The sequence below is a fragment of the Pseudomonas sp. AC229 genome (genome assembly GCF_979254655.1).
The window spans coordinates 145,147-160,173 of sequence record NZ_CEEDHK010000002.1; the positions used below are offsets into that span (position 1 = coordinate 145,147).

Sequence of the window (15,027 nt, forward strand, 5' to 3'; positions counted from 1 at the left end):
AGGCGAGGCAAGGCGCCCCGCAGCTTTAGAGCGGAGCGTACTGCAGTACGTGAGCATCTAAAGCGAGGACGCAACGCAGCATCGCCGACGCGCCAAATCCAAAGCATCGCGGCTAAAGCCGCTCCTACAAAAAACTCGGTCCCTGTGGGAGAGGCTTTAGCCTCGATGCTTTTGCTTTTCGACCGCGACGAAGACCGAGATCGAGCGAGCTAAGGCGAGGCAAGGCGCCCCGCAGCTTTAGAGCGGAGCGTACTGCAGTACGTGAGCATCTAAAGCGAGGACGCAACGCCGCATCGCCGACGCGCAGCCGATCGCTCAGCCATAAAAAAACCGGCCAGGAGGCCGGTTCTTTTATGGCGCTACGCTTACCGAACGCCGGACTGGCGCAGGGCTGCTGGCGTGTAATCCGACTCGGATGCTTTGAAGTCGAAGTCGTACGCTTGTTTCTCTTCGTTCTTCATACCCAGAGCGATGTAACGGCCAGACAACAGGTCGTATAGGGTTTCCAGGGTGTACCACGGCACTTGCTTGTCGTAGTAGTACTCGGCATGAGCTTCCGCTACACGCCACAGGGTGCCACGACCGTCGTAGTGGTCGCCTTCGGATACCTGCCAGGTATCTTCGTCGAGGTAGAAGTCACGCTTGGCGTAGATGTGGCGCTCGCCGGCTTTCAGCGTGCCCACTACGTGCCAGACGCGGTGCAGCTCGTAACGGGTCAGGTCCTGGTTGATGTGACCGGCCTTGATGATGTCGGCGTACTTCAGGTTCGGCGAATCGAGGCGGTAGTTGTTGTACGGAATGTAGATTTCTTTCTTGCCTTCCAGCTTCCAGTCGTAACGATCTGGCGCGCCGTTGTACATGTCGAAGTTGTCCGAGGTACGCAGGCCGTCGGCGGCGGTACCTGGACCGTCATACGACACTTGCGGAGCGCGGCGAACACGGCGCTGACCGGCGTTGTAGATCCACGCCAGGCGCGGCTCTTTAACCTGATCGAGGGTTTCGTGCACCAGCAATACGTTACCGGCCAGACGCGACGGCGCCGTTACCTGTTGCTTGAAGTAGAACAGGATGTTGCTTGGCTTGCTGGCGTCGTAGTCGGTCAGGTTGGCGCGGAAGGTGAACTGATCCTGGAAGTACACCAGCGAGTAGGAACCGTTGGCCTGAGGCGTGGCCTGGGTTACCAGACGACGCAGGCTACCGCCGCGATAACGGGTGATTTGGTTCCATATCGCTTCGGCACCGTCCTTCGGAATCGGGAACGGGTACGCAGTGGTGAAGTTCTCCAGGCCGTTGCCACCCTGAACCAGCTTGGTGTTAACGGCGTTTTTCTTCGCCGCTTCCTGCACGTCAGCAGGAACGGTAGCGGTACGGTGCGTGGTGTACACCGGAATCTTGTAGGTTTCCGGATAGCGTTTGAACATCGCGTACTGGCCAGGGGTGAGCTTGGCTTTGTACTGCTCAACATTTTGCGCGGTGATGGTGAACAGCGGCTTTTCACTGGCGAACGGGTCGCTGATAAATCCTTTGGCATCGACAGTGCCGGCGTTTTTCGGCAAACCGCCAGTCCAGGCCGGAATAGTGCCGTCAGCGTTGCCGGCCATTTCCGCGCCCAGCGGCGTGAGAGTAGTACCGAGCTTGGCAGCTTCTTCGGCCGAAACAGCGGCCATTACGCTAGTAGCCAACATCGACAGCGCCAGTGCAGCGCCGGTGTTGAGCAGACTCTTTGTTATTTTCATAGTCATCGTCTTCCTCAAAGTTCTTTGTCTGCTTAGAAGTTCACGCCGAAGCTGAGCGCGGCGAAGTCGCGGTCTACCAGGGTGTTGTAGTCGCCACCGAAGAAATTGGTGTAGTTAAGGCTGGCGGTGTAGGTGTTCTGGTATTCGGCGTCCAGACCAAGGCTGATGGCTTTGCTGCCTTCGTTAAAGGTGCTGTTCGGGCCATAGCCATGAACATCGTGAGACCAGGCAACGTTTGGCTTCAGGTTGACCCCGGCGAATACGCTGTTGTAATCCCAGATAACCCGGGCACGGTAGCCCCAGGAAGTGGCAGTGGTGTAACCGTCGCTATTACAGTCGGAGCTGACGTTGCTTCTGTCTGCACCGGCGCCAGCGCCATTGATGGTGCCTCGGTTCAACGCCACGCAAGCCGGACTGGCTGCACTGGCCGGGAAGCTTGCACCGCCGGTGTTCGGACGTGTGCCTGGCAGATCGCCTGGTCCGTAAATCGGGTCACGGCCGTAGCGAACATCAGACGTGCTTTCAAGGCCACCAACGTGAGTGACACCTACTTCGCCCACTACTGTTACGCGCTCGGCGGCCATGACTTGGTCAAAGAAGTGCGTGAAAGTAGTTTGGAACTGGGTGATTTCCTTACGACGGTAACCGTGTTGATCCTGACCAGGAACGCCGCCCAACAGCGACACATTGCTGAAGCCTGGCAGTGGAGTCAGACCGGAATAAAGGATGTCCGTCGAGTTCAGTTGAACCGGCGCATTCGGGCGATAGCTCACTTCACCGCTCCACGCCGTCCCTGTAGGCAGAGTGGTCGAGAAGCTCAAACCGTACAGACGAATGTCCTCTGGATACTCGAGGAAGTAACTGGAGTTACCCGCAACTACGAGCGGAGTGAATGCGCCGCCTGGACCAAAAGAAGCGTAAGCACTGGCTGGCGCACCGGTTGCGCTGAAGATCGGCGCACGGCTGTGATAGTTCATGAAATAGAGACCGAACTCGGTATCGAGCTCGTCCGCGAAGTAACGGAATGCTGTACCCCATTGACCGCCGTCTCTAGCGTCCCGGTCACCACTGCGGCGTACCAATACACCCTCGCTATTTGCATCGACTCCACGCGCGGCCAGTGCTGGCAAGGCGGCAGCTGGCAATGTGCTGACTGAGTTAAGAACGCGCAGGTTGCCTTCGCAGCCATCGGCCACGATATCGGGCTGGGCGAAAAACGTTCCGCAGTTATCAGTAACAGTCTGGTCCCATTCCAGCTGATAGAACGCCTCAGCCGAAAGGTTCTCCGTCAGGCTCTGCTGAACGAAGAACATATTTACCGGGATCAGGCCCTCTTTCACTTCTGCGCCTGGACGGCGGAAGGCAGAGACGTCGACCGGGTTGATCGAGTTGATCCCGTTCTGAATAAAGGTACTTTCACCCCAGCTCACGACCTGTTTACCGAGGCGCACAGAGCCTGGCTGATCAGCGATCTGGTAATTGTGATAGACGAACGCATCGAGAATTTGCGCGCCGGAGGCCTGAGCGCCTTCCTTGCGATTGTGATCGGAGATCTGCTTGAACTCGCGGTCCTCGTCCTTCAGTTCAAAGTCATACCAATACTTACCGCGAACGAATACGCCGGTATCGCCGTATTTCAGTTCGAGGTCGTGAATACCTTTGAATATCTTCGAGAAGGTTTCGCCGCTCTTAAAGTTCAGGTGCGAGTCATCAGAGGTTTGCGAGAGACCAGAACCGCCGTTGTTAACGCCGATCAGATCGCTGTCTGGACTCTGGGTCGACCAGCTCGCGCCTACCGACAGCGACGAGTCGAACGAACCCTCGATTTCGCCAACGTTAAAGGTCACAGCAAAAGCAGGTGTGGCGAGGGTGGTGGCGAGGCTGACGGCCAGTGGCAGTTTTGCCCGGCGCCAGAACGTTCTTGTTGTTGTCATCGACGCTACTCCATGTTTGTTTTTTTGTTATAGATGGCAGCGACTATAGCCACAAGGTCGTACGCAATGATCCATCTAAAGTGTGATTTGAACGCGCCAAGCACTCTGGAATGCAGGTTTCGGCGGTTTTAGAGGGGTGACAGAGGGTGGGATGTGGCGCAAAGCCAGCGCCGGAGGGGCCAAGCGCTTGCTTGGGAGGCGGGCCGCACGCTGTGTGTGCGGCCCGATACAGTCAAACGGTGGACAAAAATGCGCTGCCGGCTTCCTGCCATTGGGCGATATCCAGGCGGATACGTTTCTTGTCCAGCTTGCCGACGCTGGTTTTGGGAATTTCGGTAACAAGCGCAATTTGCGAGGGAATCGCCCACTTGCTCAGCAGCCCTTGTTCCACGAATGGCTTGAGGTGTTCCTTCAGGCTTTTCGCGTCCAGCGTATGACCGTCGCGCGCAACCAACAGGGCAAAGGGGCGCTCACCCCACTGCGGGTCGGGAATTCCCACCACCGCTACTTCGCGCACGCCGGGGTGACGGCTGACGAGGTCTTCCAGCTCCAGCGAGGAAATCCATTCGCCGCCGGTTTTGATCACATCTTTGATACGGTCGCGAATATCGATAAAGCCCATGTTGTCGAGCGTGGCCACGTCGCCGGTGTGCAGCCAGCCGCCTTCCCACAGTTCTTCGCTCTTCTGTGGTTCCAGGTAATAACCCTGGGTTAGCCATGGCGCGCGCAGCACCAGCTCGCCTTGCGACTCGCCATCGGCGGGCAGGAAGTTGCCATCGGCGTCGATGACGGCCGCTTCCACCAGCGGCACCGGCACGCCGGCTTTGATTCGGTAGGTGGTGCGTTCATCTTCGCTGCCGGCCAGCAGCTCGTCGTTCATGTGGGCGCAGGAAATCATCGGGCAGGTTTCGGACATGCCGTAAGCAGCGGTCAGATGAATGCCGCGCGCCTTCGCGGCTTCATACAGCGAGCGGTTCAGCGAGCTGCCGCCGATGATGATTTTCCAGCCTTTGAAGTCCACGTCTTGCGCGGCTTTGGCGTTCATCACCATTTGCAGAATGGTTGGCACGCAGTGGGAGAAGGTGACCTTCTCTTTCTTCCACAAACCCACCAAGAGTTCGGGGTCGTAACGGCCCGGATACACCTGTTTGATCCCGAGCATGGTCGCCACATACGGCACGCCCCAGGCATGAACGTGGAACATGGGGGTGATGGGCATGTACACATCATCGTTGGCCATCAGCCGCGGCGTGTGCACGGCGCCCATCATGCTGGCCATGCCCATGGTGTGCAGCACCAGTTGGCGATGGGTGAAGTACACGCCCTTGGGATTGCCGGTGGTGCCGGTCGTATAAAAGGTGGTGGCGACTGAGTTTTCATCGAAGTCGGGGAAGTCGTACTGCGCGCTGGCGGCTTGCAGCAGTGCTTCGTACTCACCGACCAGACCGGGCAGGTCGGCCGTTTTGTCAGCGCCGTCGGTGAGCAGGATGGTTTTTTCAACCGTGGTGAGGGCGCCGGCGATGCCTTGGTAGATCGGCAGGAACTCGCTGTTGACCAGCACAAAGCGGTCGTCGGCGTGGTTCATGGTGTAGAGAATCTGCTCGGGAGACAGGCGGATATTGATGGTGTGCAGCACGGCGCCGATCATCGGCACAGCGAACATGCATTCCAGGTAACGGTGGCTGTCCCAGTCCATCACGGCCACGGTGTCACCGGCTTTCACGCCGGCATTGGTGAGCACGTTGGCCAGACGGGCGACGCGCTCGTTGAAGGTGAGGTAGCTGTAACGCACCAGGTCGCGGTAAACGATTTCCCGGGTTTTCTCGTAGCGACTGCCCGACAGCAGCAAGCGTTTGATCAGTAGCGGCGCTTGGTACGCGTTGTCGGCGGGTTGGATTACGCGGGTTTGCAGCATGGAAAACACCTATGCACACGGCCTAATGGAGTGAAACACCTGCGCCGGACCGGGCGATTCGCCCAAGTTTCAGGGACCTGCGGGCTCGGTCGCGACGTTTCACGTTTTCTTGTATGGCGCACTCTAGAGCCGCTGCGCTAGGCATAAATCAGTCAAAAGAATGATTTCCACGTGACTCTTTGGCCACTTTTAGTCACGAGGTAGAATCGGCTCCATCGGCCAGTCTCCGACGGCCACACCGGATGTTTCACTAGAACAAGAGAAAGAGAGAGCAGCTCACATGTCAGACATCGTTATCGTCAGTGGCGCCCGCACCCCCATGGGTGGTTTCCAGGGCAGCCTGTCCAGCGTTCCGGCCGTCGACCTCGGCGCCCTGGCCATTCGTGAAGCGGTGCAACGCGCCGGCATCGAAGCCGCCGATGTGCAGGAAGTGATCATGGGCTGCGTATTGCCCGCCGGCCTCAAGCAAGGCCCGGCGCGCCAAGCCTCGCTGAATGCCGGCCTGCCCGCCGCCACCGGTTGCACCACTATCAATAAGCTCTGTGGCTCCGGCATGAAAGCCGTGATGCTCGCTCATGACCTGCTCAAAGCGGGCACCAACACCGTGATGGTGGCGGGCGGCATGGAAAGCATGTCGAACGCGCCTTACATTCTGGAAAAAGCCCGCTCCGGCCTGCGCATGGGCCACGGTGAGGTGAAAGACCACATGTTCCTCGACGGCCTGGAAGACGCCCGCACCGGACGCTTGATGGGGTCGTTCGCTCAGGAAACCGCCGACAAATACGGCATCGGTCGCGAAGAGATGGACGCCTACGCCATCGAGTCGCTCAAGCGCGCACAGAAAGCGATTGCCGACGGCTCGCTGGCCGCTGAAATCGTTCCGGTCACTGTCACCAGCCGCAAAGGCGAGGTCGTGGTGAAAGACGACGAGCAGCCGCTGAATGCCAACCTGGAAAAAATTCCCGGCCTGAAACCGGCGTTCCGCAAAGACGGCACCATCACCGCCGCCAACGCCAGCTCGATTTCCGACGGTGCCAGCGCGCTGGTGCTGATGACTGCCGAAGAAGCTGCGCGTCGTGGTTTGAAGCCGCTGGCAAAAATCGTCGGTCACGCCACCCAGAGCCAAGACCCCAGCGAATTCACCATCGCGCCCATCGGCGCCATGAGCAATCTGTTCGCCAAAACCGGCTGGAACAAAGACGACGTCGACCTGTTTGAAATCAACGAGGCCTTCGCCATGGTCACCATGCTCGCCATGCGTGAACACGGTCTGGACCACGCCAAGGTCAACGTCTACGGCGGCGCCTGCGCCCAGGGCCACCCTGTCGGCTCGACGGGCTCGCGCATCATCCTCACCTTGATCAACGCCCTGAAAAACACCGGCGGCAAACGTGGTGTGGCGTCGTTGTGCATCGGCGGTGGAGAAGCGACGGCAGTGGCGGTTGAGTTGGTTTAAGCAATTGCCAGAAACGCAAAAGCCCGGCTCTGATGCCGGGCTTTTTTTTCACTGTAGGAGCGAGCTTGCTCGCGAACCCTGCAAACGGCATTCGCGAGCAAGCTCGCTCCTACATGTGCAACGCGTGCTTACGGCATCCGCGCCAGCGCCACCTTCACCCCCAACCCCACCAACACCACACCCATCGCCCGATCAAACCAATGTCCCATGCGCGAAAAACCAGCGCGCACACGCTCCTGGCTAAACAACCACGCCACCATGCAAAACCACGTAGCCGTCGCGGCGGCCAGGTACACACCGTAGCCCGCCTGCACCGGCAACGGCGTATGCGGATTGATGACGACGGTGAACAGCGAGAGGAAAAACAGCGTGGCTTTGGGGTTCAAGCCGTTAGTGACAAAGCCGCTGACAAACGCACTGCGGGCGCTGCGCTGTACCGGCTCCACCTGCAACTGTTGCTCATCGCCGGCAGGCGCCGGTTGCGCGCGAAGGGCCTTGATGCCGATGTAAATCAGGTAGGCCGCCGCCAGCCATTTCAGCGCACTGAACAGCACAATCGACTGCGACACGATCAGGCCGATGCCCAGCAGCGAATAGGTAACGTGCAGGAAGATTGCACAGCCCACACCGAGTGCGGTCCAGGTGCCGGCGCGTCGCCCGTTGGCCACGCTTTCGCGCACCACCACGGCGAAATCCGGGCCGGGGCTGGCCACTGCCAACAGGTGAATCAGGGCAACGGTTAGAAACTCCGTCCAGTACATAAGTGGCGCTCCGCAGTCTGTTAGGCTGGCCACGATACGCCCTCCCCCGACCGCAAAAAAGGTACAGCTGATGACCAGCCGCAGCCGCGCCGTGTTTCTCGATCACGACTCCCTCGACCTCGGCGACCTCGACTTCGCTCCCCTGCGCGCCGCCTTCGGCGAGCTGACGCTGCATGCCAGCAGCACGCCCGAGCAAGTGGCCGAACGCGCGCAAAACGCCGAGGTGGTGATCACCAACAAAGCCCCTCTCACCGCTGAAACGTTCGCCGCTTGCCCGGCGCTGAAACTGGTGTTGGTGGCCGCCACCGGCACCAACAATGTCGACCTCGCTGCCGCCCGTGAACACGGCGTTGTGGTGTGCAACTGTCAGGGTTACGGCACGCCTTCGGTGGCCCAACACACCTTGATGTTGCTGCTGGCTTTGGCGACGCGTTTACCCGATTACCAACAGGCCATTCGCGACGGCAAATGGCAGCAAGCCAAGCAGTTCTGCCTGCTGGATTTCCCCATCGTCGAACTGGAAGGCAAAACCCTCGGCCTGCTCGGCCACGGCGAACTGGGCAGCGCAGTAGCGAAGCTGGCCGAGGCGTTCGGCATGCGCGTGTTGCTGGGGCAATTGCCGGGACGACCGGCCCGAGACGATCGCCTGCCGCTGGAACACTTGCTGCCGCAAGTCGACGCGCTGACCCTGCACTGCCCACTCAACGAACACACCCGCAACCTGATCGACGCGCCGCAGCTGGCGCTCATGAAGCCCAGCGCATTTTTGCTGAACACCGCCCGTGGTGGCCTGGTCAATGAACATGCACTGGCCGATGCGTTGCGCCGGGGTCATCTCGGCGGCGCGGCCACGGATGTGCTGAGCCAGGAACCGCCAAGCGCTGGCAATCCGTTGCTGGCGAACGACATTCCACGGCTGATCGTCACGCCCCACAGCGCGTGGGGAAGCCGCGAAGCGCGCCAGCGCATCGTTGGCCAACTAAGCGAAAACGCCGAGGCATTTTTCCTCGGTGCGCCGAAACGACAGGTCGGCTAAGCTGCCCGGCTTTTTGCCAGGCCCCACTCAAGGAGACGCCCATGGACCCGCGAAGCGAAGTGCTGCTGCGTCAGCCCGAACTGTTCACCGGTAACGTGCTGTTGGCGGGTTTGCCGGCTGACGGTTTGCTCGGCGAACTGCCTGCTGCACACGGCTGGAGCTGGCATGCCGGCGACCACAACAACCTGAGCGAGCGCTTCGCGCAGCGCTGCCATTTCGGCGTGGAACCGGGTGAGCGTACGTTTGATGCCGCCGTGGTGTTTTTGCCCAAATCGCGTGAATTGACCGACTACCTGCTGACGGTGCTCGCATCGCGCCTGGCCGGTCGTGAGCTGTTTCTGGTGGGAGAAAAACGCGCCGGCATCGAACGTGCGGCCAAGCAACTGCAACCCTTTGGCAGTCCGCGCAAACTCGACAGCGCGCGGCATTGTCAGCTGTGGCAAGTGACGGTGGAAAACGCACCGGCCGCACCGGATCTAAACGCCCTGGCGCAGCGCTATGAACTGGAACTCGACGACGGCCCGCTGACCATTCTCAGCTTGCCGGGCGTATTCAGTCACGGCCGTTTGGATCGCGGCACCGCGCTGTTTCTACAGCACGTGGACAAGCTGCCGAGCGGGCACATGCTCGACTTCGGCTGCGGCGCCGGCGTGGTGGGCGCAGTGCTGAAACGGCGTTATCCAGAGAGTTCGGTCACGTTGTTGGATGTCGATGCATTCGCGGCGGCAAGCAGTCGGTTAACCCTGGCGGCCAACGGCCTTGAAGCGGATGTGATCACCGGCGATGGCATTGATGCCGCGCCGAAAAACCTGATGGCCATTCTGACCAATCCCCCTTTCCACGAAGGCGTGCATACCCATTACCGCGCCACGGAAGAGCTGTTGCGCAAGGCGGTAAAACACCTGGAGCACAAAGGTGAACTGCGCCTGGTGGCCAACAGTTTTCTGAAATATCCGCCGCTCATCGAACAGCATCTGGGGCCGTGCGCCACGCTGGGCGAAGGTCAGGGTTTTCGCGTTTACCGAGCCAAACGGCATTAACTTTGGCTTGCCGCTTACAGCGTCCTCGGGCAGAATCCGCTCCGTCCTAGGGGAGTAGTCTCCCGCAAGCACTGCAATTGCCAGCGCTTCGCCCGGCACGCGTCAACATACTTGCTCCTCAGAGCATGGCGCGTGCGACCCAAGGTCCGCCTAGACGGACCCAGGGGTTTGACAAGACCTATGACACGTAACTCCTTACCCGGGGCGGGAAGAAGTACGTGTCATAGCCGTGTCTACCCGCCCCTGAGGAAGCCTGATGCTTGATTCCCTTCTCGTTCCAACCGGTATTGTCGCCTTGGCTGAAATTGGCGACAAAACCCAGCTGCTCGCCCTTATTTTGGCGGCGCGGTTTCGTAAACCCTGGCCGATCATCGCCGGCATTGTCGTGGCCACCCTCGCCAACCATGCGGCGGCCGGCGCGGTGGGCGCATGGGTCAGCGGATTTTTCTCCGATGTGGTGTTGCACTGGATTCTGGCGGTGAGCTTTGCCGCCACCGCGTTGTGGACCTTAGTGCCGGATAAAATCGATGACGACGAAACGACTACGGCCCGTAGCTTCGGTCCGTTCCTGACCACGCTGATTGCTTTCTTCCTGGCGGAAATTGGCGACAAGACCCAGATCGCCACCGTGATGCTCGCCGCGCAATATCCCGAGCTCTGGCTCGTCATTATCGGCACCACGGTTGGCATGTTGCTGGCAAACGTGCCAGTGGTATTGGCCGGCAATTTCGCTGCCGACAAGCTTCCGCTCACCTTGATTCGCCGTTTGGCAGCCGGTGCGTTCTTCATTCTGGCGGGCATCGCGATCTACAAAGCGCTGCAAGCGAGCGGCATGGTTTAACCCGCAGCACTTATCTGACGCCAGGTTACTGGCGTTTCGGCCAATGCCGATTCACGGCGGCGCCAGGCAGAGTCCGCTAGGCTTGCTTCTGGTTAAAGGAAGCCCTCTTAGCCCACCCTGCCGAGCGCCGCTATGTCATTGGATGATATGAAAAAGCTGGTCCGCCACCACATCGACCTGTCATGGAATAAAGGTCGAGTCGCTCTCGCTGAACAACTGCACAGTAAAAGCTTTATCTACAAAAGTTCGTTCGTTGGGCGCCCGCTCGACAGCGAAGCCTTTGGCCATATGGTCGTCGACATCCGCAGCGCCATGCCCGACTTGGTTGTGGTGGTCGAAGAAATGTTGGCCGAGGGCAATAAGGTGTTCACGTGGAGCACCCTGATCGGCACTCTGGAAAAACCTACCCTGGGCTATCCTGCCAGCGACAAGGTGCTGAGCATTTCGGCGATGGCCTGCTGGACGCTGACCTGCGGCGGGGAAATCGAAGAACTGTGCACCATCTTCGACATGGAAAGCTTCCGCTCACAGCTGGGCTTGGTGACCCGACCGTTCGCGGAAGTGGCGTTGCCCTAAACGAATACAAAGAAGCTGTGGGAGCGGCTTTAGCCGCGATAGGCCTGTCGCCGTTTCTAAGCCTGACCAAGCGCGGCCAACCGACTGCCGCACACCCGCTCCCACAGTTTTATTACTTCGGTTTGGCTTGCTGATACAACGGCTCAACTTTCGGAATCGCCGCCTGCAACGAGGCGATGCGGCTGCTGCTGGCCGGGTGCGTGCTCATGAACTCAGGCGGCGAACCTTCGCTGGCCTGGCTCATTTTCTGCCACAGGGTTACCGCTGCATTGGGGTTGTAACCGGCGCGGGCGGACAGTTCGAGGCCGATCAGGTCAGCTTCGTTTTCGTTCTCGCGGCTGTTGGGCAGCGTCAGGCTGTATTCCACCACCGTGTCGGCCAAGGCCATCGAATCTTCGCCCAGCCCCAGCAATGCGCCGGCCCCTTGCTTGGCGATTTCCATGCCGTAGGCCTTGGACATGGCCTCGCGGCCATGCTCGCGCAAGGCGTGGGCAATTTCGTGGCCCATGACGGCGGCCAGCTCGTCATCGGTGAGTTTCAGTTGGTCGATCAGGCCGCTGTACACAATGATCTTGCCGCCAGGGCCGCAGTTGGCGTTGAGCTCTTCGCTGTCGACCAGGTTCACTTCCCACGCCCACTGCGCCGAATCCGGGCGCAGCTTTGGCGCCTGGGCAATCAGCCGTTTGGCCACTGCGTCAACGCGTTTGGCGTTGGCGCTGGTCTTGTCCAGCTGGCCTTTGCCTTTGGCCTCGCTAAGGGTTTGCTGATACGACTGCGCATACATCTGGTTGACCTCTTGGGTCGACAGCATGCTGAACATGTACTGCTTGCGTCCCACTCCAACAGAGTCGCCGCTGGTGGTGTTGACCGCCTGACAGGCGCTCAGTAGCAGGCCTGCGGCCACTACCGTCAAACGAAAAGAGTGCTTCATACCGGTCCTCCATAAACGGGTTCGTATGCTAGTGCGCCCACCTTTGCAGAACAACCACACTTGCGCTCTGGCAATCGGCCATCTTTGCTACACATGTCCGCCGCTCATGCTTTCGCAGCAGGCGGCCGATACGCCAGGGACAGGTTGCCAACAAAGTCCGATGTGGGGGTGTTCATGCGTTTGAAATCCATCCAGTTCTCTGTGGCCTTGTTGGCCGGTGCCAGCGTGCTGGCGGTCGTGGCCGCGCTGGTGCTGTATTCCCTATTCGCCGGTGCGCGCACCCAGGACATGGTGAAAACCAGCACCCAGTCGCTGCTTGAAGAAATGATTCACCAGCGTCTGACCACACTGGCCCAGGCGCAGGTCAGTCAAATTTTGCGTGAGCTGGAATATCCCTTGGTCATCGCCGCCGGCGTCGCGCAAACCAATGCTCTGGTGGGCGAGACCGACAGCAGCGGCGCGCCGGCGGTGAGCCTGTCGCGGGAAGAATTACTCAACGTGCTGCACGACGCCCTGCAAAAGAATCCGAAACTGGTCGATGCCTATATCGGCTGGGAGCCTGGCGCGTTTGACGGCAATGACGCCGCCTACGCCGGGCAGACCGCCAAGGGCGCCAGCGACATCGGGCGTTTTATTCCGTGGTGGTACCGCAAAGAGGACGGCAGCCTGACCCTCGACACCCTCGGCCCGGATATCGAAAGCAGCAAGCTGCTGCCCACCGGCGTGCGTGCCGGCGAGTATTACCTCTGCCCGCGCGAAACCAAGCGCACCTGCCTGATCGATCCGGCTCCCTACGAAATGGGCGGCAAGATGGTCATGCTCGCCTCGTTCAACGTGCCGATTCTGGCCAAGGGCGAATTCAAAGGCATCGTCGGTGCCGACCTCACCGTCGACTTCATTCAGGAACTGCTTAAAACCGAAGACGCCAAGCTTTACGACGGCGCCGGTGAGCTGGGCCTGATTTCCAACAACGGCCGCATCGTTGCCTACACCAAAGACCCCAGCAAACTCGGCGCGCCAAGCACCGAAGTGCTGCCGGGCATTGGCGACGTAAAATCGCTGCCGCTGGGCCAGGCGACCTTCAGCACCAACAAAGACACCGGCGAGCTGCAATTGTTGATGCCATTCAACATCGCCGAAACCGGCAGCCGCTGGACCCTCGTGCTGCAAGTACCGGAAAAAGCCGTGTATGCCGAACTCAACGCTCTGCATCAGAAACTCAACGACCAACGCCAAACCGACACCCTCGGCATGACCCTCGTGGGCCTGGTGATTGCCGGCATCGGCCTGTTGGTGATCTGGTTTGTGGGTTACGGCATTGCCCGCCCGCTGAAACAGATGGTGGTGATGCTGGACGACATCGCCAAAGGCGACGGCGACCTGACCAAGCGCCTGCACGTGGACCGTGCCGACGAGCTGGGCCAAATCGCCAACGGCTTCAACACATTCCTAAACAAGCTGCAGAACATGATTCGCGACGTGGTGGGCTCGGTGCAGAAAGTCAGCGACTCTTCGGAGAACACCGCCGACATCGCCATCCGCACCAACCAGGGCGTGCAGCGACAAATGACCGAGATCGACCAAGTAGCCACCGCCGTACACGAGATGACCGCCACTGCCCAGGACGTCGCGCGTAACGCCACCCTGGCGGCCGAGTCTGCCAACGCCGCCGACCGCTCAGCCAATGAAGGCAAACGCATCGTCAACAACACCTCGCAGGCCATCGCCTCGCTCGCCACCGAAATCGGTCGCGCCGTGTCGGTGGTTCAGAACCTGGCCAAAGACAGCGAAAACATCAACGCCATCCTCACCGCCATTCGCGGCATTGCCGAGCAGACCAACCTGCTCGCCTTGAACGCGGCCATCGAAGCAGCGCGGGCCGGCGAACAGGGCCGCGGTTTTGCCGTAGTAGCGGACGAAGTGCGCAACCTGGCGCAGAAAACCCAGCAGGCCACCGAAGAAATCCAGGCCATGATCCAGCAACTGCAGCACGGCACCCGTGAAGTGGTGAAGGTCATGGAAGACAGCCAAGGCAAAACCGACGAGAGCGTTAAGCACGCCGCCCAGGCCGCCGGCGCCCTGGATGCGATCACTGAAGCGGTGTCGGTGATTAACGACATGAACACCCAGATCGCCAGCGCCGCCGAAGAGCAAAGCGCGGTGGCCGAAGACATCAACCGCAACGTCACCAACATCGGCCAGGTGGCGGCCGAGGTGGCCGGTGGTGCGGATGAGGCCAGCAAGGCGAGCGCGGAATTGACCAAATTGGCTGAGCAGCAGCGGCGGCTGATTAATCAGTTTCGGGTGTAGGCGGAACCGAGCTTGAGGCGTTAATCGCAGCCCTCTCCCCAGCCCTCTCCCGCTCGCGGGAGAGGGGGCCGATCGCAGACAATCCGGAAAACGTCACCCCTCGCCCGCTTGCGGGAGAGGGGCCGGGGGAGAGGGCGGGCCCCAACACCCGATCCCGGTTAATCCCACACAACAAAAAGCCCGGCATCCGCCGGGCTTTGTTTTTTACTGCGTCAGTTGTTAGCTGATCCGGCCAGCACCTACACGATCAGCACCACCTTCGGCTACGCGATTAGCACCGGTACGGTCTGCACCACCTTCAGCTACGCGGTTAGCGCCGGTACGGTCAGCACCACCTTCAGCTACGCGGTTAGCGCCAGTGCGATCAGCGCCGCCCTCAGCCACGCGGTTTGCGCCAGTACGATCAGCGCCACCTTCAGCGACACGGTTTGCGCCAGTGCGGTCAGCACCGCCTTCAGCTACACGGTTAGCGCCGGTACGGTCGGAACCAC

At 60.1% G+C, this 15,027-nt stretch carries 11 protein-coding genes, 2 pseudogenes and 1 riboswitch; of the genes and pseudogenes, 7 read left to right on the forward strand and 6 right to left on the reverse strand.

Annotated elements, in window-relative coordinates:
* Window positions 1-365: 365 nt before the first annotated feature.
* The 3 genes from AC0IW7_RS03285 to AC0IW7_RS03295 all read right to left on the reverse strand — a co-directional run bounded on the left by AC0IW7_RS03285 (window position 366) and on the right by AC0IW7_RS03295 (window position 5,585).
* Window positions 366-1,736, reverse strand: a complete 1,371-nt coding sequence (locus AC0IW7_RS03285; protein WP_463551544.1) for a DUF1329 domain-containing protein — start codon at window positions 1,734-1,736, stop codon at window positions 366-368.
* 32 nt (window positions 1,737-1,768) lie between these two features.
* A complete protein-coding gene (locus tag AC0IW7_RS03290; protein ID WP_471815722.1) occupies window positions 1,769-3,670 on the reverse strand; it encodes a DUF1302 domain-containing protein in 1,902 nt (633 codons plus the stop codon).
* Between the two features lie 232 nt (window positions 3,671-3,902).
* Window positions 3,903-5,585 carry a fatty acid--CoA ligase gene (locus tag AC0IW7_RS03295; protein WP_471815724.1) on the reverse strand — a complete coding sequence of 561 codons (1,683 nt, stop codon included), beginning with the start codon at window positions 5,583-5,585 and terminating at the stop codon, window positions 3,903-3,905.
* Window positions 5,586-5,865: 280 nt separating this feature from the next.
* On the opposite strand from AC0IW7_RS03295, the gene AC0IW7_RS03300 reads away from it, so the two are divergent.
* Window positions 5,866-7,041, forward strand: coding sequence for a thiolase family protein (locus tag AC0IW7_RS03300; protein ID WP_471815726.1), 1,176 nt, complete (start codon window positions 5,866-5,868; stop codon window positions 7,039-7,041).
* 128 nt (window positions 7,042-7,169) lie between these two features.
* Here the strand turns inward: AC0IW7_RS03300 and AC0IW7_RS03305 are convergent, their stop codons facing one another.
* Window positions 7,170-7,802 (reverse strand): LysE family translocator, encoded by a 633-nt coding sequence (locus AC0IW7_RS03305; RefSeq protein WP_471815728.1) that lies wholly within the window; start codon window positions 7,800-7,802, stop codon window positions 7,170-7,172.
* Window positions 7,803-7,872: 70 nt separating this feature from the next.
* On the opposite strand from AC0IW7_RS03305, the gene AC0IW7_RS03310 reads away from it, so the two are divergent.
* The 4 genes from AC0IW7_RS03310 (at window position 7,873) to AC0IW7_RS03325 (ending at window position 11,295) form a co-directional block, all read left to right on the forward strand.
* Window positions 7,873-8,838, forward strand: coding sequence for a 2-hydroxyacid dehydrogenase (locus AC0IW7_RS03310; protein ID WP_471815730.1), 966 nt, complete (start codon window positions 7,873-7,875; stop codon window positions 8,836-8,838).
* Window positions 8,839-8,879: 41 nt separating this feature from the next.
* Window positions 8,880-9,878: a methyltransferase gene (locus AC0IW7_RS03315; RefSeq protein ID WP_471815732.1), complete on the forward strand. Its 999-nt coding sequence runs from the start codon at window positions 8,880-8,882 to the stop codon at window positions 9,876-9,878.
* Between the two features lie 36 nt (window positions 9,879-9,914).
* A riboswitch (yybP-ykoY riboswitch) is annotated at window positions 9,915-10,048 on the forward strand.
* An 86-nt stretch (window positions 10,049-10,134) separates the two neighbouring features.
* Window positions 10,135-10,719: a TMEM165/GDT1 family protein gene (locus AC0IW7_RS03320; protein ID WP_122492854.1), complete on the forward strand. Its 585-nt coding sequence runs from the start codon at window positions 10,135-10,137 to the stop codon at window positions 10,717-10,719.
* A gap of 132 nt (window positions 10,720-10,851) precedes the next feature.
* Window positions 10,852-11,295, forward strand: a complete 444-nt coding sequence (locus AC0IW7_RS03325; RefSeq protein WP_471815734.1) for a ketosteroid isomerase-related protein — start codon at window positions 10,852-10,854, stop codon at window positions 11,293-11,295.
* A gap of 112 nt (window positions 11,296-11,407) precedes the next feature.
* Here the strand turns inward: AC0IW7_RS03325 and AC0IW7_RS03330 are convergent, their stop codons facing one another.
* Window positions 11,408-12,226: a M48 family metallopeptidase gene (locus AC0IW7_RS03330; RefSeq protein ID WP_122492856.1), complete on the reverse strand. Its 819-nt coding sequence runs from the start codon at window positions 12,224-12,226 to the stop codon at window positions 11,408-11,410.
* Between the two features lie 1,251 nt (window positions 12,227-13,477).
* On the opposite strand from AC0IW7_RS03330, the pseudogene AC0IW7_RS03335 reads away from it, so the two are divergent.
* A pseudogene (locus AC0IW7_RS03335) lies at window positions 13,478-13,678 on the forward strand (HAMP domain-containing protein); the annotation flags it as partial.
* Between the two features lie 114 nt (window positions 13,679-13,792).
* Window positions 13,793-14,536 carry a methyl-accepting chemotaxis protein gene (locus AC0IW7_RS03340; protein WP_463561036.1) on the forward strand — a complete coding sequence of 248 codons (744 nt, stop codon included), beginning with the start codon at window positions 13,793-13,795 and terminating at the stop codon, window positions 14,534-14,536.
* A 219-nt stretch (window positions 14,537-14,755) separates the two neighbouring features.
* On the opposite strand, the pseudogene AC0IW7_RS03345 reads toward AC0IW7_RS03340, so the two are convergent.
* Window positions 14,756-15,027: pseudogene (locus tag AC0IW7_RS03345) on the reverse strand (phage infection protein); the annotation flags it as partial.